The 24,314-nt window shown below is 72.8% G+C and carries 10 protein-coding genes and 1 pseudogene; 5 read left to right on the forward strand and 6 right to left on the reverse strand.

Annotated features, from left to right (window positions below; genetic code table 11):
• Positions 1-27 precede the first annotated feature (27 nt).
• Both Adu01nite_RS45855 and Adu01nite_RS45860 read right to left on the reverse strand, forming a co-directional pair.
• Positions 28-768, reverse strand: coding sequence for a thioesterase II family protein (locus Adu01nite_RS45855; protein ID WP_203735710.1), 741 nt, complete (start codon positions 766-768; stop codon positions 28-30).
• A gap of 4 nt (positions 769-772) precedes the next feature.
• On the reverse strand, positions 773-988 hold the full coding sequence (locus Adu01nite_RS45860) for an MbtH family protein (RefSeq protein ID WP_203735711.1): 216 nt from the start codon (positions 986-988) through the stop codon (positions 773-775).
• Between the two features lie 524 nt (positions 989-1,512).
• Here Adu01nite_RS45860 and Adu01nite_RS45865 point away from each other — a divergent pair.
• Complete coding sequence (locus Adu01nite_RS45865) at positions 1,513-2,625, forward strand: tryptophan dimethylallyltransferase family protein (protein WP_203735712.1); 1,113 nt, start codon at positions 1,513-1,515, stop codon at positions 2,623-2,625.
• A 292-nt stretch (positions 2,626-2,917) separates the two neighbouring features.
• On the opposite strand, the gene Adu01nite_RS45870 is transcribed toward Adu01nite_RS45865, so the two are convergent.
• Positions 2,918-3,685, reverse strand: coding sequence for an AfsR/SARP family transcriptional regulator (locus tag Adu01nite_RS45870; protein WP_203735713.1), 768 nt, complete (start codon positions 3,683-3,685; stop codon positions 2,918-2,920).
• A 522-nt stretch (positions 3,686-4,207) separates the two neighbouring features.
• On the opposite strand from Adu01nite_RS45870, the gene Adu01nite_RS45875 reads away from it, so the two are divergent.
• The 4 genes from Adu01nite_RS45875 to Adu01nite_RS45890 are packed head-to-tail and all read left to right on the forward strand — an operon-like array spanning position 4,208 to position 7,751.
• Positions 4,208-4,444 carry a DUF5988 family protein gene (locus Adu01nite_RS45875; protein WP_203735714.1) on the forward strand — a complete coding sequence of 79 codons (237 nt, stop codon included), beginning with the start codon at positions 4,208-4,210 and terminating at the stop codon, positions 4,442-4,444.
• 50 nt (positions 4,445-4,494) lie between these two features.
• The gene (gene ccrA / locus Adu01nite_RS45880; RefSeq protein WP_203735715.1) at positions 4,495-5,853 is read left to right on the forward strand and encodes a crotonyl-CoA carboxylase/reductase; all 1,359 of its coding nucleotides are present in this window, start codon (positions 4,495-4,497) and stop codon (positions 5,851-5,853) included.
• A gap of 3 nt (positions 5,854-5,856) precedes the next feature.
• Positions 5,857-6,876, forward strand: coding sequence for a 3-oxoacyl-ACP synthase III family protein (locus tag Adu01nite_RS45885; RefSeq protein ID WP_203735716.1), 1,020 nt, complete (start codon positions 5,857-5,859; stop codon positions 6,874-6,876).
• Positions 6,873-7,751: a 3-hydroxybutyryl-CoA dehydrogenase gene (locus tag Adu01nite_RS45890; RefSeq protein ID WP_203735717.1), complete on the forward strand. Its 879-nt coding sequence runs from the start codon at positions 6,873-6,875 to the stop codon at positions 7,749-7,751. The genes Adu01nite_RS45885 and Adu01nite_RS45890 overlap by 4 nt, the downstream gene beginning before the upstream one ends.
• A gap of 8 nt (positions 7,752-7,759) precedes the next feature.
• Here Adu01nite_RS45890 and Adu01nite_RS45895 read toward each other — a convergent pair whose 3' ends face one another.
• The 3 genes and pseudogenes from Adu01nite_RS45895 to Adu01nite_RS45905 all read right to left on the reverse strand — a co-directional run bounded on the left by Adu01nite_RS45895 (position 7,760) and on the right by Adu01nite_RS45905 (position 24,203).
• Entirely contained in the window at positions 7,760-8,074 is a 315-nt protein-coding gene (locus Adu01nite_RS45895) for a hypothetical protein (RefSeq protein ID WP_203735718.1), read from the reverse strand.
• Positions 8,074-15,537 (reverse strand): annotated as a pseudogene (locus Adu01nite_RS45900) (type I polyketide synthase); the annotation flags it as partial. The pseudogene Adu01nite_RS45900 and the gene Adu01nite_RS45895, both read right to left, overlap by 1 nt.
• Before the next feature lie 26 nt (positions 15,538-15,563).
• Positions 15,564-24,203, reverse strand: coding sequence for a type I polyketide synthase (locus Adu01nite_RS45905; protein ID WP_203735720.1), 8,640 nt, complete (start codon positions 24,201-24,203; stop codon positions 15,564-15,566).
• Positions 24,204-24,314 lie beyond the last annotated feature (111 nt).

Below are 24,314 nucleotides of genomic sequence, written 5' to 3' on the forward strand. Positions count from 1 at the left end.
TGTCCGCGGGGTGTGCACCATCGATGGTCAGGACAGCGCTTCGGCCATCGCCTCGATGATCTCGTCCGGGTTGTCATTGACGAAGAAGTGCCCGCCTTCGACCACGCGCATGGTGAACGGGCCGGTGGTGTGCTTCTCCCAGGCGGCGACATCGGCCGGGTCGGTACGCGGATCGCGGCTGCCGGTGAACGTCGTGATCGGGCAGGACATGGGGGTCCGCTCCCGGTACTCGTACTGCTCCCACAGCGTGAAGTCGGCGCGGATGCAGGGCAACAGCATCGACATCAGGTCGTCGTCGGCGAGCGCCTCGGGCGCGAAGCCGTCGAAGTCACGCAGCTGCTCCTTGAACGCGTCGTCGGGCAGATGGCGCACCGGCGGGTTCCGCGGCGGCAGATCCGGAGCGCCCTGCGCGGCCAGGAACAGGTGCCGCGGCTGTACCCCGAACCGGCGCCGGCATTCCGCCGCAACCTCGTAGGCGAGCAGGGCCCCCGCGCAGTGACCGAAAAGCGCCATCGGGGTGATCAGGTAAGGACGCAACGCCGCGGTGATCGTCCGCACCATCGGCCCGAGTTCGGTGAACGGCGCCTCGGACTGACGGTCCTCACGGCCGGGCAGCTGGACGGTGGCGATCTCCACCGACGGCGGGAAACGGTCCGGCCAGCTTCCGAAGATGGAACTTCCCGCACCGGCGTACGGCAGGCAGAACAGACGGACCCGGGAGGAGCGGCGATGGGCGCGCCGGATCAGCGGGGTCTCGACGGGCAGCACCGGATCACACCTTCTCTTCCATGGCGATCCGCAGGCTCTTCGGGCGCATGTCGGTCCAGTGCTGCTCGATGTGGTCCAGGCAGTCCTGCCGGGAGCTCTGCTCCCGCACGACCCGCCAGCCATCCGGCACGTCGATGAAGGCCGGCCACAACGAGTACTGCTCCTCGTCGTTGATGAGGACGAGATAGGTGCCTTCCGGATCCTCGAATGGATTCGTCACTTCTGCTCCTTAATAGGCATTGCAGGATTTCGCAATTCGCCGCCGGCATTCCGCACCGCGCGGACGCGCCACCATTCGAGGGTGGAGACGGATCGACGGCCGAGCCGCCGCGAAGGTGAGTTTCCGGTTCCCATCGGACGGTAGAGAGGGCCGATGTCGGGTTCAACCCCTACTCATGCCCTATCAATGCGGACAACGGTGGGGTCGCCGCAGATCACCTGCCATCAGCGCGCCACAGTCTGAACCATTAGTACACCGTGGACCCACTCCGGACGGCTCCTATCGATGGCATTAGGGGGCCGCTAAGGGTTGGCCCCCAACCGGGCCGTCCATAACCTCACGACTGCCGCCAAGGGCGCTCGCGATTGACGGATCGGTCCGCGCCACCGGCGATCCCGATCCACCGGCCTGACCCGAAAACGAGGTCATCCGCTGGTTTTCGAGTCCGGTCAGGACAACAACCGGTCGTCGCGCGGCGGCACAACGGCCGCAACCGGCGACGGCCACGGAAGAACAGGAAACCCATGCAACACGTCTCGATCTTCGATCATCTGGGCGGACAGCTAGGCCGTCTGTGCCAGGTCCTCGGCATCGATCCGGAAACGCCCGCGGAACTTCTCGCCGGCATTCTTGGCCGGTACCGCGACCGCCCGCTGTCCGAGCCGCCCGTCTGGCCTTCCGATATCGCCGACGACCACTCCCCCGTCGAGTTCTCGGTGGCCTACAACGACACCGAGCGGCCGTCCCTGCGCATTCTCGCGGAGGTGTCCGGCACTCAGCCGGGCGTCATCGAGAACATGTCCGCCGCGTACGCGTTCCTGGCCGACCGGAGCGCCCGGTTCGGGCTGTCCACCCGGCGCCTCGACGCGGTCCGCGACCTGTTCGCCGTCGAACGCCCGCATGGCGACTTCGGACTGTGGTGCTCGCTGGTGTTCCGCGCCGGCCACGCGCCCGAGTTCAAGGTGTACCTGAACCCACAGATCGCCGGCCCCGACCGCGCCCCCGATCTGGTCGGCGAGGCCCTGCATCGGCTCGGCCTGGGCGCCTCGTACCGGGCTATGCTCGCCCACGCCGTACGCCCCGGGGAGTTCGGCCGGGCCGACCGGTTGGCCTTCTTCGCCCTCGACCTGCACGACGGGCCCAAGGCCCGGGTGAAGCTCTACCTCAGCCACTACGACGCCGAGGCGGCCGACGTCGCCCGCGCTGCCGGCGTCGTGGCCGGGATCGACCCGGCGGAGATCGTCCAGTTCTGCACCTCGACCGGCGGGCCGGGGCCGTTCGACGCCCGGCCGCTGGTCGGCAGCTACACGCTCACCGAGAACGCGGACCGGCCGGTCGGCTACAGCGTGTACGTTCCCATCCGCAGTTACGTCGCGAACGACCAGGAGGCCCGGGACCTGGTGGCGGCCGCGCTGAGCCGGCACGGCTTCGACCCAGCGCTGCTCGACCGCGCCATCGCCGCCGTCGCGACGCGCCCGCTCGCCGATGGCGTCGGCCTGATCGCGCACGCGTCGCTGCGGCTCGGCCCGCCCCGGCCGGGCGTCACGGTCTACCTTTCCGCCGAGGCGTACGAGGTCAGCCCGCCCGCGCGGCACCGGCAGCCTCGCCTCGACCCGCTCCGTCGGCCCGCGGCCTAGCTCGCCTCGACCCATCGCGATACCTACGGTTTCGCAGCCGGGCCAGGCGCTTTAGCGCACGGCAGGAATGACGTTAGCGCGCCCTGGCACGCTCGGCCGTGACGTGACCAACCGCTGCTCGAATCCCGATCGAGGTTGATGTGACAGTAGATTTCACGCGGTGGATGCGGCGCTTCCATCCCGCGCTCCTACCCGGCGGTCACTTGATCCGGCAGATCGGCACCGGCCTGCTCACCGCACGGCAAACAGCATGAGGCCCGCCCGGTCGGGCGGGCTCGGTCGGGCTCTGCACTCAAGCGACCGCGGCCTCCAACTGCGGGTCGCCCAGCAGGATGGCACGCTGCAGATCGCGGAGGTTGCGGCACGGCTCCAGGCCGAACTCGCTATCGAGCACGGTGCGGGCTGACTGGTAGACCTGCAGCGCCTCGGCCCGGCAGCCGGACCGATAGAGCGCGAGCATGAGCTGCTGATAAAAGACCTCGCGGAAGGGGTGCTCGCTGGTCATGGTGTAGAGATAGCCGACGTATTCGCGGTGCCTTCCGAGCTCGAGGGCACAGTCCACCAGCTGCTCGGCGCATTCCATCTTGGCCAGTTCCGCCCAGCCGGCGAACGCGGTCAGTGCGGGGCCGTTGCGCTGGTCGCCGAGGGCTGGACCGCGCCACATTCCGATCGCCTTCTCGAACTGCATGAACGCCTGCTCCAGCAAGCCTTCGCGCCGGCTCCGCCGGCCATCGGCAACAATTCTCTGGAACTCGTGCACATCCAGCACGTCCGAGCCGAGCTGGAACATGTATCCGGCATGGGTGGTCACGATAGGGCTGTCCGCCTGCTCCGGCCTCGCCAGAAATTTGCGCAGTTGCGAGACGTAGACGTGCAATCCGGCGGTGGCACGGCGAGGCAGGTCCTCACCCCATATCTCCGCCATCAACTGCTCGAGCCCGACCACCTGACCGGCACGCACCAGCAGAACTGCCAGCAAGACCTCGACCTTGCGTGCGCTCACCGTGTAAACCGTGCCGTCGTCCACCATCCGGATCGGACCGAGTAGTTCATAACGCATAGACGCCCCCGCGATTGGCATCGACTGGAACCGGGGCACCCGATCCTGGGAGCCAGCTCCGCATGTCCGGATCACGGTATTCATCACCACCAAAGATGAACAACCCCAGACGTCGGCGGCAAGGCCGGACAAAACAAGTCAACCCCAGAAGGCCGATCCGGTACGGCGGCAGCCGCTTCAGGACGGCGGCTGAGTGTCCTCGATCAGGATTCGCCCCCGAGGAGGAGCCCCGCCGTACCGGGGGCGGGTACGGCGGGGCTGGATCTGGTGGGCTCGCCGAACCGTCGGCGGGATGGAGAACATCATTGCCCGCGTAGTTGGCGAAGATCCACCCCTGACGCCCCTATCGATGGCGTTAGGGGGCCGCTAAGGGTTGGCCCCCAACCGGGCTGTGCATAACGTCACGACTGCTGCTAAGGGCGCTCACGACTGACCCGATCGGTCCGCGCCCGGAGCGATCCATCGGTCCGCGACACAGGCGATCTCGAGCCTTGGCCGGGCCTCGAAAAGGGAGGTCATTCGATGGATTTCGAGTCCGATCCGGACACGAGCGCGGTGCGACTCGTCGAGGCGGTTCTTGAGGGCGGGCCGGCGAATCTGCCGAACGAACTGCGCACCCACCATGTCCTGCACACCGACGAAAAGATCAAGGTGCCCTACCTCGACGGCTACGAGCATTTCGAATGCGCATCGGTGACCGACACGGGAGGCACACCCGTCGTCTTCCGTTGGACCGGCCGCACCCGCGTTGCGGAATGAGCCGTACCGGCGCCGAGCAGGGCGGACCGCAGCGCAGAGAGGATGACGACATGCAAGAGGTGCTCGCAGCGATCCTCGCCGACCGCAGCGCGGACCTGGCGCACATGCCGGTGCCCGAGACGTACCGAGGTATGGCGGTACACGCGGCCGAGCAGGACATGTTCGTGGGCATGGCCACCCGCGACCGCGACCCTCGCAAGTCCCTGCGGATGGTCGAAGCCCGCACCCCCGAGGTCGGGCCGGGCGAGGCGCTGGTCGCCGTCATGGCCTCGGCCATCAACTACAACACCGTATGGACGTCCATCTTCGAACCCCTCTCCACCTTTCCGCTGCTGAAGCGGTACGGCAAATCCTCGCCGCTGGCCGCCCGGCACGACCTCCCGTACCACGTCGTCGGCTCCGACCTGGCCGGCGTGATCCTGCGTACCGGCCCGGGGGTGCGGCTGTGGAAGCCCGGACAGGAGGTCGTTGCGCACTGCCTCTCGGTCGAGCTGGAAGACCCGGCCGGGCACGACGACACCCTGCTCGACCCGGCACAGCGCATCTGGGGGTACGAGACCAACTTCGGCGGCCTGGCCGAGATCGCCCTGGTCAAGACCAACCAGTTGATGCCCAAACCCGCGCACCTGTCCTGGGAGGAAGCTGCCTCCCCCGGTCTGGTGAACTCCACCGCGTATCGGCAGCTGGTCTCGCGGAACGGTGCCCGGATGAAGCAGGGCGATCACGTCCTGATCTGGGGCGCGAGCGGTGGTCTCGGCTCGTACGCCACCCAGCTCGCCCTCAACGGCGGCGCCATCCCGATCTGCGTGGTCTCCTCCCCCGCCAAGGCCGAACTGTGCCGCCGCATGGGTGCCGAGCTCGTCATCGACCGCGCCGCCGCTGACTTCCAGTTCTGGCGCGACGATGCGCCGAACCCGGCCGACTGGCGCCGATTCGGGCAGGCCATCCGGGAACTCACCGGCGGCGCCGACCCCGACATCGTGTTCGAGCACCCGGGCCACGACACCTTCGGCGCCAGCGTCTACGTCGCCCGCCGCGGCGGCACCGTCGTCACCTGCGCGTCGACCACCGGTTACCAGCACCACTTCGACAACCGGTACCTGTGGATGCACGTCAAAAAGATCATCGGCTCGCACTTCGCGAACTACGCCGAGGCCGCCGCCGCCAACCGGCTCATCACCCGCGGCGCCATCCACCCCACACTCTCCCGCACCTACCCGCTCACCGAAGCCGGCCAGGCCGCGCACGACATGCACCAGAACCGCCACCAGGGCAAGATCGGCGTGCTCTGCCTGGCGCCGGAGGACGGCCTGGGCGTGCGGGACGAGGCCCTGCGCGCGCGCCACCTCGACAGCATCAACCGCTTCCGGGTCGGCAACGCGCCGTCCGGCGAGCAGACGACGGTCTAGGGCGTGAGCGCTTTCCCACCGGTCGGCATTCTCGCCACCGGGTCGTACCTGCCCGCACATGAGGTGCCGAGCGCCGAGGTGGCCCACCTGGTCGGGGTGGAGCCGGGCTGGATCGAGCACAAGACCCGGATCCGGGCCCGCCGCTGGGCGGCGCCCGAGGAGGCGACGTCCGACCTGGCGGCCCGCGCCGCCGCGGACGCGCTGGCGCACGCCGGTATCGCGCCTGAACAGATCAACTATCTCGTGGTGAGCACGTCGACCGGCGACCATCCCATGCCACCGACCTCGAGCCTGGTGCAGAGCGCGCTGCCCGGGATGCGGGCCGCCTGCTTCGACGTCAACGCGGTGTGCAGCGGCTTCGTGTACGCCGTCGCGCTGGCTCGGGGCCTGCTGTCGCTCGCGCCGGGTGCGCACGCGCTGGTCATCGGGGCCGACATCTACTCGCGCATCCTGGATTTCGGCGATCGCCGCACGGCGGTGCTGTTCGGCGACGGCGCCGGCGCGGCGGTGCTCGGCCCGGTGCCCGAGGGGTACGGCATCATCGACCTCGATCTGCTCAACCACCGCGACACCGACCACCTGATCCGGATCGAGGCGGGTGGCAGCCGGCGCCCGCCGACGCGCGAGACGGTCGACGCCGGCGAGCACTATTTCCGCATGGACGGCCGCGGGGTGCGTGGCTTCGTCATGGAGCACGTGCCGCCGGCCCTGACGGCGCTGGTCAAGCGGACCGGCTACAACCTCGACGACGTCGACCACTTCGTGGCGCACCAGGCCAACGGGGTCCTGCTCGACGAGATCGTCGAGCAGTCCGGGCTCGGCGGCGCGCGCACCCTGCACACGCTGGAGCGGTACGGCAACGTCGGAAGCGCGTCCGTGCCGGTGACGCTGGACGAGGTCAACCGGGCCGGCGCGCTCGCCGACGGCGAACTCGTCCTGCTCGCCGGGTTCGGCGGGGGCATGGCCGTCGGGGCCTGCCTGCTTCGCTGGTGGGGAAACTCCAAAGGGGAGAGGACGCGATGAACGACGTTCAGCGGGTCGGTGTGGTCGGCTGCGGCATCATGGGCTCCGGCATCGCCGACGTGTGCGCCCGGCGCGATCTCGACGTGCTGGTGGCCGTGGCGAGCCTCGCGTCGGTCGAGCCGGGCCGGCGGCGGGTTGCCGCCTCGCTCGACCGCAGCGTACGTAAAGGTGCGCTGACCGAACAGGAGCGGGACGCGGCGCTGGCCCGCATCCGGTTCACCGCCGACCTCGGGGACCTCGCCGACCGGCAGTTCGTCATCGAGGCGGTCAGCGAACACGAGCCGACCAAGATCGAGATCTTCACCATCCTCGACAAGGTGGTCAGCGATCCCACGGCGATCCTCGCGTCGAACACCTCGGCGATCCCGATCATGCGGCTGGCCCGAGCCGTCGAGCGGACCGAACGGGTGCTCGGGGTGCACTTCTTCAACCCCGTCACCACGCTGCCGCTGGTCGAGCTGGTCTGCTCGCACCGCACCGCGCCGCAGACCCGGGACCGGGCCGAGGAGTTCGTGACCACCGTGCTGGGCAAGCAGGTCGTCTCCGCACCCGACCGGGCCGGCTTCGTGGTCAACGCGCTGCTGATCCCGTACGTCGTCTCGGCGATCCGGATGGCCGACAACGGCCTGGTGACCGCCGACGACATCGACACCGCGATGACGCTGGGCTGCGCTCACCCGATCGGGCCGCTTCGGCTGGCCGACATGATCGGGCTGGACACCGTCGTGTCGATCGCCACCTCCCTCTACGAGGAGTCACGGAACCCGAAGGTGGCCCCGCCGGCGATGTTGCTGCGAATGGTCGAGGCCGGATGGCTCGGGAAGAAGTCCGGGCGCGGCTTCTATCAGTACGGAGACGACCGTACGCAGGCCTGACCGCCGGGTTACCGGACGCGCAGACCGTTCACGGCGAAGGCGCCGAACCTTCCGGTCGACACCCTGCCGCGCATGCGGTCACCCTCAACGGTGACGGTGAACGTCACCGGCACCTTGATCTTCTTGACGAGCACTTTTGTGGTCTTCACGACCTTCCAGACGGCGACATCGCCGGAGACCACCCCATCGATGATCTCCAACGTGGCCGTTCGGTCGGCCAAGGTCCCGGTCAACCGGTTGCCGTCCCGGCTCAGGACGAGCTCGGCCGCCTGCTTGCCGATCGGCGTGTCGATCGACAAAGTCCAGGTTCCCTCAACGGTCATCAATCGACCTTAAGCCCCTGGGCATCGGCACCCAAGGCGAGGTTGACGATGTCGGAAAGTCCCCAGAACGCCCGGAGTTCGTCAATGAGCCCCTGCGAGGTCACCCGGAAGGTGACCACCACGTTGACTGTCATCCGCTCGCGGCTCGGCAGGTTCAGGTCGATCAGCGAGGCCACGATGGTCGCCACGACATGCCGGCCGTCCTGGGCGGCGACCACCGTGCCGACCTCGTCGTGGACCTGCGCCTCCTTGATGGTCAAGGTGTAGTACTCGCGGAGCTCCCGCGGCCCGCGCCGGACCGCCTGCCCGACCGGGTCCTCGACGGTGGCCTCCTCGGTGAACAGCTCGAGCACCCCCTCCACGTCCCCGGCGTTGATCCGGTCGAAGTAGGTCGACACGACATCCTTACGGGATTTCTCCTCGGCCATGAGCTCTCGCAACCTTTCCTCGTTGGGCCCGGTGCCGGACCGCAGCCAGTACCGCTTGCGCTGGAACGCGTACGTCGGCAGGTCCGCCGGGCGGACCTGGACGCCGGCGAACGCCGCCCGCCAGTCCACCCTGGCGCCGGCCGCGAAGGCCCGCGCCAGCATGCGCACCACAACCTCGGCGCCGGCCAGCTCGGGTCCGGCGACGATCACCACGAACTGGTCGCCGGCCATCGCCGGGTCGTCCGCCGGCAGAATGGTGAGCGCGGCCCGCCGCGGGGCGATCTCCGTCGCCCGGTCCGGTGCCGGCCGGCCGACCAGCCGGGCCATGTCGGCCAGGTCCAGCGCGCCGGCCACGTGCGCGGCCGCCAGGGCGCCGACACCGTCCCCGGTCACCGCATCGACCGTCAAGCCCCAGCCGGTCACGAGCCGGAACAGGGCAACCTGCAGCGCGAGCCGGCAGGTGTCGAGCAGCACCGGGTCGCTCGGCCGCACCACCTCGCCCGCGGGCGGCAGCAGCACGTCGCGCGGGGACCTGTTCACCTGGGCCTCGAGATGAGCGCTGACCGCGTCGAAGGCGTCGGCGAACGCCGGGTGGGCGGCGTACAACGCCGGCACCGCGGCGATCGCCTTGTCCACCACGTCGTCGGCGAAGGAGACGACCACCCGGCGCTCGGTGGCGGAACCGGTGAGCACGTCCGGTGCCGTCTCGCCGCGGGCCAGCGCGGCCAGCCCGGCAAGCAGGTCCTCTCGCCGCGCGGCCAGCACGGTCGCACGGTGCTCGAACGGCGTACGGGTGGCGACCAGCGCCCACCCGACGTCGACGGGCTCGTATTCCGGTTGTTCGGCCAGCGTCCTGGCGAGGCGGGCGGCCTGTGCGCGCAGGGCCTCGGGCGAGCGGGCGGAGAGCACGCACGGCACGAGTCGGCCCGCGGTCACCGCACCGGCGCCGGGCAGCACCGGTGCGACCTCGGCGTCGGCGTCGGGCGCCTCACCCACGATGAGGTGCACCTTGGTGCCACTGGCGCCGAAACTCGACACTCCCGCCCGGCGCGGGCGCCCGGTTCGCGGCCACGGCGCCTGCTCGGCGAGCAGGGACACCGCACCGGTCGACCAGTCCACCTGTGGTGACGGCTCGTCGGCGTACAGGCTGCGCGGCAGCACGCCGTGCCGGAGGGCGAGCACCATCTTGATCAGGCCGACCACGCCGGACGCGGCCTGCGGGTGGCCGATGTTGGACTTCACCGTGCCGAGCCGCAGTGGACGGTCGGCCGGTCGATCCTGCCCGTACGCGGTCAGCAGCGCCTGCGCCTCGATCGGGTCGCCGAGCGGCGTGCCGGTGCCGTGGCCCTCCACCACGTCGACCTCGTGGGGCGACAGCCCGGCGCTCGCCAACGCCTGCTGGATCACCCGCACCTGGGATGGGCCGCTCGGCGCGCCGAGGCCGTTGGTCTCGCCGTTGTGGTTCATCCCTGAGCCGGACAGCTCGGCCAGCACTCGGTGGCCCAGCCGGCGGGCGTCGGACAGCCGCTCCAGCACGACCATGCCGCCGCCCTCGCCCCAGCCCGTGCCGTCGGCCCCGGCCCCGAACGAGCGACAACGTCCATCGGCGGAGGCGCCGACCCCGATCTCGGGCTTCACCACGGGGTACGTGAGGACGGTTGCGCCGCCGGCCAGCGCCAGCGAGCACTCCCCCTCGCGCAACGCCTGCCGGGCCAGGTGGATCGCCACCGACGACGAGGAACACCCGGTGTCGACGGTGAAGGTCGGCCCCTCCAGGCCGAGGGCGAACGCGATGCGGCCCGAGGCGATCGCCGGCGAGCTGCCGATGCCGAGGTACTGCTCGCTGCCCTCCGGGACGTCCTGCACGCCGCTCCAGTAGTTGGTGCCGAACGCGCCGACGTACACCCCCACCGGTTGCCCGCGCAGGCCCGCGGGGTCGACACCGGCCCGCTCGACGGCCTCCCAGGACATCTCCAGCAACAGCCGCTGCTGCGCGTCCATGGCCAGGGCCTCGTCTGCCGAGATGCCGAAGAACTCGTTGTCGAACCCGGTCGCGTTCTGGAGGAAGCCGCCCGTCGTGCGGTACGTGAGACCCAGCTTCTGGTGCTCCTCCCGCAGGACGTTGGTGCGCACCCAGCCCCGGTCGGTCGGCAGGTCCCCGACCACGTCGGTGCCGTCGAGGACCACCCGCCAGAGGTCGTCCGGCGACGAGATGCCGCCGGGCAACCGGCACGCCATGCCGACGACGACGATGGGGTCCTCGTCGATCGCGGTGGCACCGGTGACCGGAGCCACGGCGGCGGCCTCGCTCCGCGCCGGGTCCGCTGAGCCGCCCAGGCTGCTCAGCAGGTGTCCGGCCAGCGTGTCGGGGGTGGGGTGGTCGAACACCAGGCTGGCCGGGAGCGTCAGGCCGGTCAGGGCGGCCAGCCGGTTACGCAGCTCGACCGCCGTGAGCGAGTCGAAGCCGAGCTCCCGGAACGACCGGCGCGGGTGCACCGCCGCTGGATCGTTGCCGCCGAGGACGCCGTCGACCTGCGTACGGACCTCGTCGAGCATGGCGCGCTCGCGTTCGGCCGGCGCCAGCGCGGCCAGCCTCGCCGCGAGCGAGCCGTCGGCGTGCACGGGTTCACCAGGGGCCGGCGCGTTCGCGGACCGCATCCGCCGGTACTCGTCGAGCTCCCGCAGCAGCGGGTGGGCGCGGGTCTCCAGGAATCCGGGGCCGGTCGTGCCGTCCCAGTCCAGGGCCGCCACGACGGCATTGGTCTCGTCCCGGTCGAGGATCTGGCCGAGGACGCGGACCGCCAGTTCCGGCGCCATCTCGGTGCCACCGCGGCGGAGCAGCGTCCGGGCGGCCGCCCCGGTGGCCAGCCCGTCGCCGGACCAGTGCCCCCAGGCGACCGACGTCGCGGTCAGGCCGGCCGCGCGGCGACGGTGCGCGAGCGCGTCCAAGTAGGCGTTCCACGGCGCGTAGTTGCCCTGGCCGGGGACACCGATCGTGCCCGCCAGCGAGCTGAACAGGACGAACGCCGACAGGTTAAGGTCCCGGGTCAGCTCGTCGAGGTGCCGCGCACCCATGGCCTTGACCTGATGGGCGTGCGCGAGCTGGGCCGCATCGAGCTGGTCGAGAATCGCGTCGTCAAGCACCGCCGCCGTGTGCACCACCGCGGTCAGCGGCGACACCTTGGCGATCAACCGGGCGACCGCCTCGCGGTCGGCGACGTCGCAGGCCACGATGCTGACCCGGGCCCCCAGGGCGGTGAGCTCCGCGGAGAGTTCCGCGGCGCCGGGCGCGGCCGGGCCGCGGCGGCTGGCGAGGACCAGGTGCTCGGCGCCGTTGCCGGCGAGCCAGCGGGCGACGTGCCCGCCGAGCGCACCGGTGCCGCCGGTGATCAGCACCGCGCCGGTGGGCCGCCACTCGCGCACCACCGGCCGGGCGTCGAGCGGCGCACGGACGAGCCGGCGGGCGAAGACGCCGGACGGGCGCAGCGCGACCTCATCCTCGGGCTCGGCTCCGACACCGCTGAGCAGCGCGCACAACCGGCGGCCGGCGCGGTCGTCGATCGTCGCCGGTAGGTCGATCAGGCCGCCCCAGCGGTCGGGATACTCCTCCGAGGCCACCCGGCCCAGACCCCACAGCGCCGCCTGCGCCGGGTCCGGCGGAGCGTCCGCCGGGCCGACCGCGACCGCGCCGCTGGTGGCGCACCACAGCCGGGCCGGCCGGCCGAGGTCGTTCAGGGCCTGGACGGTCAGCAGCGTGGCCACCAGGCCGGCCGGGGCCGCCGCACCGCCCACGTCGTCGACCGGAGGGATCGCCCCGAGCAGGGACAGCACGCCGGTGACCGGCGTGTCACCGGCCGCCTCGGCGAGCACGCCGGCCAGACCGGCCCGGTCGGCCGACCGCGGCACCTCGACAACGTGCGTCGTCGCGCCGTGCGCCGTCAGGGCGGCCGCACACTGCTGGGCGAGCGCCGCGTCGTCGTGACCCGCCGGCACGAGCAGCAGCCAGGAACCCGCGAGCCGGGGCGTCCCGCCGGACAGCGCCTGCGCCGGCATCCACCGCACGCGGTACTGCCAGGAGTCGATCACGGTGCGTTCCCGGTGCTCACGCCACCAGGCGGACAGGGCGGGCACGGCGCGGGCGATCGTCTGCGCCTGCTCGTCCGCACCGCCGACCAGCTCGGCGACCGCGTCGGTGTCCGCGTCGGCCACGGCGTGCCAGAACCGGGTCTCGGCCGGGTCGGCGACGGTGACGGCAGTACCGGCGACGGCGTCGGCGTTGGCCTTCTCCTGGTCGGTCGCCAGCCAGAACCGCTCCCGCTGGAACGCGTAGGTGGGCAGCTCCTCGGCGCGGACGTCGGGGTCGGCGAGCACGGCGGCCCAGTCCATCGGCACCCCGCGCGTCCACGCCTCGCCGAGCGAGCCGAGCAGCCGGTCCAGGCCGCCGTCATCGCGCCGCAGCGTGCCCAGCGCCACGACCCCCGGCACGCCCGCGCTCTCGGCGATCTCCTCGATCGGCACGGTGAGCACGGGATGGGCGCTCAGCTCGACGAACGTACGGTGGCCGGCGGCCAGCAGGGCGCGCACGGAGGCGTCGAAGTCGACGGGCCAGCGGGCGTTGTCGAACCAGTACGAGGCGTCGAGCTGTGCACCGTCGAGCAGCCCGCCGGTGACAGTGGAGTACATCGGCACCGAGCCGGCGCGGCCGGGCACCTCGCCCAGCTCGGCAAGCAGTTCCTCGCGGACGGCGTCCACCTGGGCGCAGTGCGAGGCGACGGTGGCCGGCACCATCCGGGCCCGTACGCCGCGCTGCTCCAGGTCGGCGACGAAATCGGCCAGCGGGCCGGGCTCCCCGGCGATCGTGCTGGACCGCGGACCGTTGCGACCGGCCAGGACGACGGGCCGGCCCAGCTCGTCGGCCAGCTCCGCGACCTCCGGCGCGGCGAGGGCGACGGAGGCGATGGCACCGTTGCCGGCGAGGCGCTGCGCGAAGATCCGGCTGCGCACCACCACGACGCGGGCGGCGTCCGCCAGCGAGAGCATCCCGGCCGTGTACGCGGCGACGACCTCGCCCTGGGAGTGCCCGACCACGGCCGCGGGCGTCACACCCGCGGCCCGCCACAGCTCGGCCAGGGACACCGCCGTGGCGAACAGCACCGGTTGCAGCACCTCGATCCGGTCCAGGCCGGGCGCGCCCGGCGCCGAGCGAACCACGTCGAGCAGCGACCAGTCGACGAGCGGGTCGATCACACCTGCGCAGCGTCCCATCCACTCGGCGAAAAGCGGCGAGTGCTCCAGCAACTGAGCGCCCATCCCCTGCCACTGCGAGCCCTGCCCCGGGAAGACGAACACCACACCGGCGCCCGCCGCGGCGTCGGCCGCACGGCCCGCCGTGGTGCCGGCGGCCAGCGCGGACAGGCGGTCGGCGAAGCCGGTGGCATCGTCGGCGACAACGGTCGCCCGGTACTCGAAGACCGACCGGGACCGGGCCAGCGACCAGCCGATGTCGGCCGGTCGTGCCCCCGGCGCGGCGAGCATGTGGTCGTGCAGCCGCTGCGCCTGCGCACGCAGCGCCTTCGGGCTGCGGGCGGACAGCAGCCACGACACCGTGCTGCCATCCGTCACGGCCGATCGGGCCCCGAGCTCCGGGGCTTCCGCCACCGCCGGGGCCTCCCCCATCGGCGGGGCCTCCTCCAGGATGGCGTGCGCGTTGGTGCCGCTGATGCCGAAAGAGGACACCGCGGCCCGGCGCGGGCGGTCGGTTCGCGGCCACGGCACCGCCTCGGTGAGCAGCCGCACCGCGCCGGACGACCAGTCCACGGCGGGCGTCGGCTCGGTCACGTGCAGGGTGGGTGGCAGGACGCCGTTGCGCAGCGCCAGCACCATCTTCATCACACCGGCCACCCCGGCGGCCGCGGCGGTGTGCCCGATGTTCGACTTGATCGAGCCCAGCCACAACGGCTGGTCGGCCGGGCGGTCGGCCCCGTAGGTGGCCAGCAGCGCCTGGGCTTCGATCGGGTCGCCGAGCTGGGTGCCGGTGCCGTGTGCCTCGACGGCATCCACCTGATCCGCCGACAGCCGCGCGTTGGCCAGCGCGTCGAGGATCACCCGTTGCTGTGACGGGCCGTTGGGCGCGGTCAGGCCGTTGCTGGCCCCGTCGGAGTTGACCGCCGAACCGCGCACCAGCGCCAGCACCGGATGGCCGTTGCGACGAGCGTCCGACAGCCGTTCCAGCAGCAGCACGCCGACGCCCTCGCCCCAGCCGGTGCCGTCGGCCGCCGCGTCGAAGGACTTGCACCGGCCGTCGGCCGCCAGCACACCCTGCCGGCTGAACTCGGTGAACGCCGACGGCAGCGCCATGACGCAGGCTCCGCCGACCAGAGCCAGATCGCTTTCCCCCGACCGCAGCGCCTGGCCGGCCAGGTGCAGGGCGACCAGCGACGAGGAGCAGGCGGTGTCCACCGTGGTGGCGGCCGCCTGCAGGCCCATGGTGTAGGCCACCCGGCCGGAGGCCACGCTGGGCGAGACGCCGGTGCTGAGATATCCCTCCAGCCCGTCCGGAACCTCCCGGAGCCCGGCCGCGTAACCGGACGCGGCCAGGCCGATGTAGACACCCGTGCGGCTGCCGCGCAGCGCCGCCGGCACGATGCCCGCCCGTTCGACCGCCTCCCAGCAGGTCTCCAGCAGCATGCGCTGCTGCGGGTCCATGGCCAGCGCCTCGCGCCGGTTGATGCCGAAGAAGTCGGCGTCGAAGTCACCGGCGTCGTAGAGGAACGAGCCCTCCCGCACGTACGAGGTGCCGGGCCGGTTCAGGTCCGGGTCGTACAGGTCGGCGAGGTCCCAGCCCCGGTCGGTGGGTAGCCCGGCGGCGGCGTCGTGGCCGTCCGCCAGCAATCGCCACAGATCGGCCGGGGTGCGCACGTCGTCGGGGAAGCGGCAGGCCATGCCGACGATCGCGATCGGCTCGTGCTGGGCGGCGAGCAGCGCCTGATGCTGGCCGCGCAGCCGTTCCGTCTCCTTGAGCGAGGCCCGCAGCGCGGCGACAAGCTGGTCGTTCGACGTGGTCATGCTTCCCCGTCTTCGTGGTCGTCTGCGCCGAGTGCCATCCGTACCAGGTCCTCGGCATCCATCGAGTCGATCGAGTCGGGTGGCTGCGTCGCACCGCCCGCCAGGAGCGCGGCGCCGACGTCCGCCCCCAGGTCGGCGAGCTGGACCAGGGTCTCCAGCACGCCCGCTTCGCGCAGCCGGTGCAGCGGGATCGCCGCGAACGCCCGCCGGACCTCGGCCTCACCACCCTCGTCGGGGGCGTCGGGCACGACCATCTGGTCGAGCAGGTACGCGACCAGCTCCCGCGGGGTCGGGTGGTCGAAAGTGACCGTCGGTGGCAGCCGCAACCCGCACGCCGTGCTCAGCCGATTGCGCAGCTCGACGGCGGTCAGCGAGTCGAACCCGATGTCGGAGAACGCCCGATCGGGCTCGATCGCCGTGGCCGAACCGAAGCCGAGGACCACTGCCACGTTCTCGCGCACCACGTCGAGCAGGGCCCGCTCCCGTTCGCCGGCCGGCAGCTCGATCAGCCGGGCGACCAGCGAGGCGGACTGAGCCTCGCCGGAGTCGGCCGCGGTGCGGCGGTTGCCGGTGCGCAGCAACCCGCGGTACAGCGGCGGCACCGGGCCGGCGCCGACCCCGGTGCGCAACGTGGCCAGGTCCAGTTGCATCGGCACGAGCAGCGCCTCGTCGACCGCGCCGGCCGCGTCGAACAGCGCGAGGCCCAGCTCCGGGGGCATGGCCCGGACCCCGGACCGGGTGATCCGCGTGCGGTCGGTGCTGTCCAGTCCGCCGGCCATGCCGCCGGACTGCTCCCACATCCCCCAGGCGAGGGAGACCGCCGGCAAACCGGCAGCGCGGCGATGCTGGGCGAGGGCATCCAGGTACGCGTTGGCCGCCGCGTAGTTGGCCTGGCCCGCGGCGCCGAACACGCCGGACGCCGACGAGAAGAGGACGAACTCGGCGAGGTCGAGGCCGCGGGTCGCCTCGTGCAGGGCGACCGCGCCGTCCACCTTCGGGCGCATGACCCGATCGACCTGGTCGGCGGTCAGCGACCCCACCACGCCGTCGGCGAGCACACCCGCCGCGTGCACGACGCCGGTGAGCGGATGCGCGGCCGGCACCGCGGCGAGCAGCCCGGCGAGCGCTTCGACGTCGGCGATGTCGCACGCGGCGACGGTCACCTCGGCACCGAGCGCGGCCAGCTCGTCGCGCAACTGCGTGGCACCGGGCGCCCGCTCCCCCTGACGACCGGCCAGGATCAGATGCCGGACGCCGCGAGCACTCACCAGATGCCGGGCGAGGAGGCCGCCCAGCGCGCCGGTGCCGCCGGTGACCAGCACCGTGCCGGCCGGGTCCAGCCGGCGGGGCATGGTGAGCACCAGCTTGCCGACGTGCCGCGCCTGGCTCATCGTCCGCATCGCGTCGGCGGCCCGCCGCACGTCGTAGGTGGTCACCGGCAGTGGCGGCAGGTCGCCCCGCTCGATCAACTCGACCAGCGCGGTCAGCACCGCGCCGAGCCGGGCCGGGCTCAGCTCGATCAGGTCGTAGGGCTGGTATGTCACGCCGGGCCAGCGGGCGGCAACCACGTCGGGCCTGCGCAGGTCGCTCTTGCCCAGCTCGAGGAAGCGCCCACCGCGCGGCAGCAGGCGCAGCGAGGCGTCGACGAGCTCCCCGGTCAGCGAGTTGAGCACCACGTCCACTCCGCGGCCGCCGGTGGTGGCCAGGAACCGCTCGGCGAACTCCGGGTCGCGCGAGGAGCCGATGTGCGCGTCGTCCAGGCCCATCTCGCGCAGCCGGTCCCACTTGCCGGGGCTGGCGGTGGCGAACACCTCGGCGCCGAGGTGGCGGGCGAGCCGGACCGCGGCCGTGCCGACGCCGCCGGTGCCGGCGTGGATCAGGACGGCGTCGCCGGACCGCACCCCGGCCAGTCCGACCAGGCCGTGGTACGCGGTGATGAAGGCCGCCGGCGTGGCCGCGGCCTGCTCGAACGACCAGCCGGCCGGTAACCGCACGAGCGTGCCCGCGTCGGACACGGCGACCGGCCCGAGCGAGAAGGGAACCATGCCCATCACCCGGTCGCCGACGCCCAGGCCGGTGACGTCCGCGCCCACCTCGGTCACCACGCCGGCCGCCTCGCTGCCCAGGACGGGTGTGCCGGGCAGCATTCCCAGGGCGGTGAGCACGTCCCGGAAGTTCAGCCCGGCGGCGTGCACGGCGAGCCGGACCTGGCCGGGCAGCAGCGGACCGGTCGCCTCCGGATACGGCACCAAGGCGAGGTTCTCCAGCGTGCCGGGCCCGGTGGTGTTCAGCCGCCAGGCCGGGGTGTCCAGCGGCGGCACCAGCGACGTAGCGGTCTGCAGCTTGGCCAGCCTGGGCACCCATGGTGCACCGTCGCGCATCGCAAGCTGGGTCTCCTCGGCGGCGATCGCGGCCGCCACCGCTCCGGACAGGGCCGTCCAGGAGGCGTCGCCCCCGTCGACGTCGACCAGGAGCAGCCGTCCCGGGCTTTCCGCCTGCGCGGAGCGCACCAGCCCCCACAGCGCGGCGTGGGCGAGCCCGCCGATCCCCTCGCCGGGCTGGACGGCGACGGCGCCCTGGGTCAGCACCACCAGGTGCGACGCGGCCGCGTCACCGGCCAGCCAGCGCTGGAGCAGGTCGAGCAGGTCGCGGGTCAGCCGGCGGGCGGTCGCGCCGTCGGTGCCCGCCGACGGCGGGCAGACCACCACGACGCCCGGCGCCGGGCCCTTGGCATTCGCGCCGTTCGCATCCGAGCCGTTCGCATGCGGGGCGTCCGGGTCCAGGTCCGGCAGGTCGGGATGGACCCGCAGCTCCAGCCGGGTGCCGGCGAGCGCCGCCGCGACGCTCTTGGCGCCCGGGCCGACGAGATCCCACGCGCCGGCCGGTCGGCGCGCCGGCTCCCCGGCGCCGAGCGGGGCCCACTGGATGCGCATCAGGGCGTCGGCGAGCGGATTGCGCGCCGGTGGCGCCTGCCCGGTCGAGACGGGCAGCAACACCAGCGACCGGACCGTCGCGACCGGCGCACCGGCGGGGTCGGTCAGGCTCGCGCTGACCGCGCCGTCGCCGGCCGGCGTGAGCCGGGCCCGCAGCGCGGCGGCCCCGGTCGCGTGCAATGACACGCCGGACCACGAGAACGGCACCCGCACCTGCGGTGCCGTGCTCGCCCCGTCCTCGCCGGAGGCGCTCATCAACGCGAGCGCCTGGAACGCCGCGTCCAGCAGGGCCGGGTGCAGATCGAACTGGCGGGCCTCACCCCGCTGCTCCTCGGCGAGCGCGACCTCGACGAACACGTCGTCGCCGCGGCGCCAGGCCGCGCGCAGCCCTCGGAAGGCCGGGCCGTAGGCGTTGCCCATCTGCTCGAGGTTGTCGTAGAAGTCGTCGAGCGGCAGCGGCTCGGCGCCGGCGGGCGGCCACACACCGTCGTCCGCGGACTCGTCCCCTGCGGCGGGACCGACGGCCAGGACACCGGTCGCGTGCCGGCTCCAGTCCTCGTCGGCGCCGTCATCGGACCGTGAGTGGAGGGTGAACGTGCGGCGCCCGGTCTCGTCGGGGACGTCCACGCTGAGATGTACGGCCAGCCCGCCCCGTTCGGGCAGGGCCATCGGCGCGGCGAGCGTCAGCTCCTCGACCAGGTCGCAGCCGACCTGGTCGCCGGCGCGCAGCGCCATCTCCAGCATGGCCGTGCCGGGCACCAGCACGGCGCCGCCGATGACGTGGTCGCCGAGCCAGCGATGGCTGTGCGCGGACAGCCGCCCGGTGAGCAGCACCTCCCCGGTGCCAGGCACGTCAGTCGCGGCCGCGAGCAGCGGGTGCTCGGCGGAGACCAGCCCGAGCGCGGTGGCGTCACCGGCCCGGGCGCCCGGTTCCAGCCAGTACCGCAGGCGCTGGAACGCGTACGTGGGCAGGTCGACGGTGCACGGCGGCGACGTGGCCGGCTGCGCCCGCACGACCGCGGGCCACCGCACGTCGACGCCGGAGACGTGCAGACCGGCGAGCCCCTCCAGCAGCGATCGCCGCTCGGGCCGGCCGCGCCGCAGCAGCGGCAGGACCACGGCCTGGGGCACGGCTTGAGGCACGGTCGAGGCGGGGTCGTCGAGGCAGTCCAGCACCATGCCGGCCAGCACCCCGTCCGGTCCGACCTCGGCGAACCGGCGCACCCCGGCCGCAGTCAGCGCGGCGACGCCGGCCTGGAAGCGCACCGGTTGGCGCACGTGCCGCACCCAGTAGTCGGGCGTGGCCAGCAGCGCGCCGTCGAGCTGCCCGGTCACGTTGCTGACCACCGGAATCTCCGGCGCGTGGTACGTGAGACCCGCGGCCACCTCGGCGAACTCGGCGAGCATCGGTTCCATCAGCGGCGAGTGGAAGGCGTGGCTGACGGTCAGGGCGCGGGTCTTGCGACCGGCCGCGGCGAGCTCGCCGGTGATCGCGGCGACCGCGTCCCGGTCACCGGAGACGACGACCGACCGCGGGCCGTTCACCGCCGCCAGGCAGACCAGATCCTCGTGGCCGGCCAGGAGCGGGGTGACCTCCTCCTCGGCGGCCTGGACCGAGACCATCGCACCGCCGGCGGGCAGCGCCTGCATGAGGCTGCCGCGGGCGGCGACGAGCGCGGCAGCGTCCGGCAACGACACGATTCCGGCCACGTGGGCCGCCGCGATCTCCCCGACCGAGTGCCCGACCAGGAAGTCCGGGCGGATCCCCCATGACTCGATGAGCCGGAACAACGCGATCTCGAAGGCGAACAGCCCCGCCTGGGTGAACACGGTCCGGTGGAGGTCGTCGTCGGTGGTCTCGGCCTCGGTGCCGAACACGACGTCGCGCACCGGCCGCGGCAGTCGAGTGTCCAGGTGAGCGCAGACCTCGTCGAACGCGTCCGCGAACCGGGGGTATGCCTCGTACAGCTCGCGGCCCATGCCGGCGCGTTGACTGCCCTGGCCGGAGAAGAGCAGCGCCAGCCCACCCTCCCCGGTGCGGCCGGTCACCACCCCGGGCGCGGTTTCGTCGCGGGCCACGGCCGCCAGTCCGTCGAGCAGTTCCTGCGGCTCGGCGCCGACGACCACCGCCCGGATGTCGAACCGGGCCCGGCTCGCGGCCAGCGACCAGGCCACGTCGGCCGGGCGCGGCGCGGTGCCGGACAGGTGCGCCAGCAGCCGCCCGGCCTGTTGCCGGAGCTCCGCGGCGCCCTTGGCGGACACCACCCAGGGCACGACCGGCGCCTCGTCCGTCGGCGCTTGGTCCGTCGGATGCTGGTCCGTCGTCGGCTGGTCCGTCGACGCGGCGTCGTCGGACGGGGCCTGTTCGAGGATCACGTGGGCGTTGGTGCCGCTGCCGCCGAACGACGAGACCCCGATCCGCCGGGGCCGGTCGACCTCCGGCCAGGCCGTCGACTCGGTGAGCAGCGCGACCGAGCCGGCCGACCAGTCCACCTCGGGGGTCGGCGCGTCTACGTGGAGCGTGCGCGGCAGCACACCGTGCCGCAGTGCGAGCACTGACTTCATCAGACCGGCCATCCCGGCCGCGGCCTGGGTGTGCCCGACGTTGGACTTCACCGATCCAAGCCACAGCGGCCGGTCGGCCGGCCGGTCCTGGCCGTAGGTGGCGATCAGCGCCTGCGCCTCGATCGGGTCACCGAGCCGGGTGCCGGTACCGTGCGCCTCCACCGCATCGACATCCGTCGGCGACAGGTCCGCGGCGGCGAGCGCCCGGCGGATCACCCGCTGCTGAGAGGGTCCGTTCGGTGCGGTGAGGCCGTTGCTGGCACCGTCCTGGTTCACCGCGGACCCGCGGACCACCGCCAGCACCGGGTGCCCGAGGCGCCGCGCGTCGGAGAGCCGCTCCAGCAGGAGCACGCCGGCGCCCTCGGAGAAGCCGGTGCCGTCGGCCGCGGCGGCGAACGACTTGCACCGCCCGTCCAGGGACAGGGCACGCTGGCGGGAGAAGGCGAGGAAACCGCCCGGGCCGTACATGATCATGACGCCCCCGGCCAGGGCCATCGAACACTCACCGTTGCGCAGTGCCTGGGCCGCGAGGTGCAGCGCGACCAGCGAGGAGGAGCACATCGAGTCGATCGTGACGGTCGGGCCCTCCAGCCCGAAGTTGTAGGCGACGCGTCCGGAGATTGCCGCGGCGGAGCCACCGAGCAGCAGGTGACCCTCGACCCCGTCGGGCAACCGGGTCAGGCCTTCGCCGTAGCCGGAGTGGGCGGCGCCGACGAACACGCCGGTCGAGCTGCCGCGCAACGACGTGGGGTCGATGGTGGCCCGCTCGAACGCCTCCCAGGACAACTCCAGCAGGATCCGCTGCTGGGGGTCCATGGCCAGGGCCTCGCGCGGGCTGATGCCGAAGAACTGCGGGTCGAACTCGCCGGCACCGGTGACGAACCCGCCCTCCTTGACGTAGCTCGTGCCGGGGTGGTCGGGGTCGGGGTGGAACAGGGCGTCGAGGTCCCAGCCGCGGTCGGTGGGGAAGTCACCGACGGCGTCGCGGCCGGCGGTGACCAGGTCCCACAGCTCCTCGGGCGAGGCGACGCCACCGGGCCAGCGCCCGGCCATACTGACGATGGCGATCGGGTCGTCGGCGACCACTGCGGCCCGGGTATCGCCCGCGGCCGGCTCGTCGGCAGGCTTGTCACCGAGCAGTTCCTGCCGCAGATGGCGGGCGAGGACGGCCGAGGACGGGTAGTCGAACACCAGGGTGGCCGGCAGCTTCAGTCCGGTGGCGGCGGTCAGCCGGTTGCGCAGGTCCACCGCGGTGAGCGAGTCGAAGCCGAGATCCTTGAAGGCCCGGCCGGGTTCGATGGCGTCGCGACCGGCATGACCCAGCACGCCGGCAACCTCGCGGCGGACCAGGTCGAGCACGAAGCCGTCCCGCTCGGCCGGGGTCGCGGCGGCCAATCGGCGGGCCAGCTCGGTCCCCGCGGCCGTGCCGGCGTCGTCGGGTTCGGCCGCCGGGATCCGCTGCACCTCGGGCAGGTCCGCGATGAGCGTGCTGGGTCGCGTGGACGTGAAGGACGGCGCGAAGTCGGGCCAGTTCATGTTGGCGACGGCGACGAAGGCCTCGTCGTGCTCAACGGCCTGGGCCTGGGCCTGCAGGGCCAGCCGGGGCTCCATCGGCAGGACGCCGCGGCGGCGCATCGACTCGGTGACGCCGTCGAGGTTCATCATGCCGACCTCGCTCCAGGCCGCCCACGCCACCGAGGTGGCGACCCGGCCCTGCGCCCGGCGCCACTGCGCGAGGCCGTCCAGGTAGGCGTTGGCCGCGGCGTAGACGGCCTGACCGCCGCTGCCCCAGACACCGGCGTTGGAGGAGACCAGGATGAACGCGTCGAGCTGCCGATCGGCGAGCAGTTCGTCGAGGTGCCGGGCGCCGCTGACCTTCGCGGCGAGGATGGCCGCCGCCTCCGCTGTGCCGGTCTCGTCGATGCCGCTGGACTGGCCGGCCCCGGCGGCGTGCACGACGGTGGTCAGCTCCCCCGCCGGGATGCCGGCCAGCAGACCGGCGAGGGCGTCACGGTCGCCGGCGTCGCAGCGGGCCACGGTGACCCGGGCGCCGTTCGCGGCCAGTTCGTCGCGCAGCTCGACAGCGCCGGGCGCGTCCGGGCCGCGCCGGCTGGTGAGGATCACGTGCTCGGCGCCGCCGGCCGCCAGCCATCGGGCGATCTGGCCGCCGACGCCGCCGGTGCCGCCGGTGACCAGCGCCGTGCCGCGCGGCTGCCAGCGCCGGACGGGCGGCCGGCCGGCGATCGGGGCGTGCTGCATGCGGCGGCCGAAGACGCCCGCGGCGCGCACGGCGACCTGATCCTCGGTGGTCTCCCCCGAGATAACGGCCGCGAGCCGGCGGCCGGCCCGCTTGTCCATGGTGGATGGCAGGTCGAGCAGGCCACCCCAGCGGCGCGGGTACTCCAGCGCTGCCACCCGGCCGAACCCCCACACCGCCGCCTGATCCGGGCTGCGCAGCGGGTCGGAGGGGCCGATGGTGACCGCGCCGCGGGTGGCGCACCACAGCGGGGCGCCCAGTGTCGCGTCGCCGAGCGCCTGCACCATGGCGACGGTTGCGGCCAGCCCGGTCAGACCGGCGGCGTCCGGGTTCGGTCCGGTGCCGTCCGGCGCGGTGCTGCCTTCGGCGAGCGCGAGCAGGGACAGGACGCCGGTCAGTTCGGCGTCGGCCCAGGTGCCCAGGCCGGCGGCGAGTTCGGGGCGCCCGGCGGCAGCGCCGACCTCGAGTGTCTGCACGGTCAGGCCGACGCCGGCCAGAGCCTCGGTGCAGGCCCGGACGACGTCAGCGGGCACATCCGGCCGGGACACGACGAGCCAGTTGCCGGCGAGCCGCCCGGCATCGGGCAACTCGATCGACCGCCATCCGATCCGGTATCGCCAGGAGTCGACGACGGAGTCTTCCCGGGCGGCCAGCCGCCAGCTCGACAGCCCCGGCAGCACCGCCTCGACCGCATCAACGCTCACCCGTTCCGGACCGACCAGCTTCACCAGCGCCGACGGGTCATGGCCCTCCACGGCCTCCCAGAACCGCCGCTCCGGCCCCGGCACGCCCGGCCCGGCACCCGCCCCGGCACGCCCATCCGCGGAAGCGGCCGACAGCCAGTACCGCTGCCGCTGAAACGCGTACGTCGGCAAATCCACCGGCGCTGACGGCTTGGGCAGCCGCCAATCAACCACCGCACCCCGCGCCCATGCCTCCGCCACACTCGTCGCCCACCGCACCGGCCCGTCATCACCACGCCGCAACGATCC

Source organism: Paractinoplanes durhamensis (assembly GCF_016862175.1).
Taxonomy (GTDB): Bacteria; Actinomycetota; Actinomycetes; order Mycobacteriales; family Micromonosporaceae; genus Actinoplanes; species Actinoplanes durhamensis.

Bases quoted from the DNA above. Each gene is read 5' to 3' on its own strand.
- Adu01nite_RS45870 (WP_203735713.1), bottom strand. From the start codon at position 3,685: ATGCGTTATGAACTACTCGGTCCGATCCGGATGGTGGACGACGGCACG.
- Adu01nite_RS45890 (WP_203735717.1), top strand. From the start codon at position 6,873: ATGAACGACGTTCAGCGGGTCGGTGTGGTCGGCTGCGGCATCATGGGC.
- Adu01nite_RS45895 (WP_203735718.1), bottom strand. From the start codon at position 8,074: ATGACCGTTGAGGGAACCTGGACTTTGTCGATCGACACGCCGATCGGC.
- Adu01nite_RS45875 (WP_203735714.1), top strand. From the start codon at position 4,208: ATGGATTTCGAGTCCGATCCGGACACGAGCGCGGTGCGACTCGTCGAG.
- ccrA (WP_203735715.1), top strand. From the start codon at position 4,495: ATGCAAGAGGTGCTCGCAGCGATCCTCGCCGACCGCAGCGCGGACCTG.
- Adu01nite_RS45865 (WP_203735712.1), top strand. From the start codon at position 1,513: ATGCAACACGTCTCGATCTTCGATCATCTGGGCGGACAGCTAGGCCGT.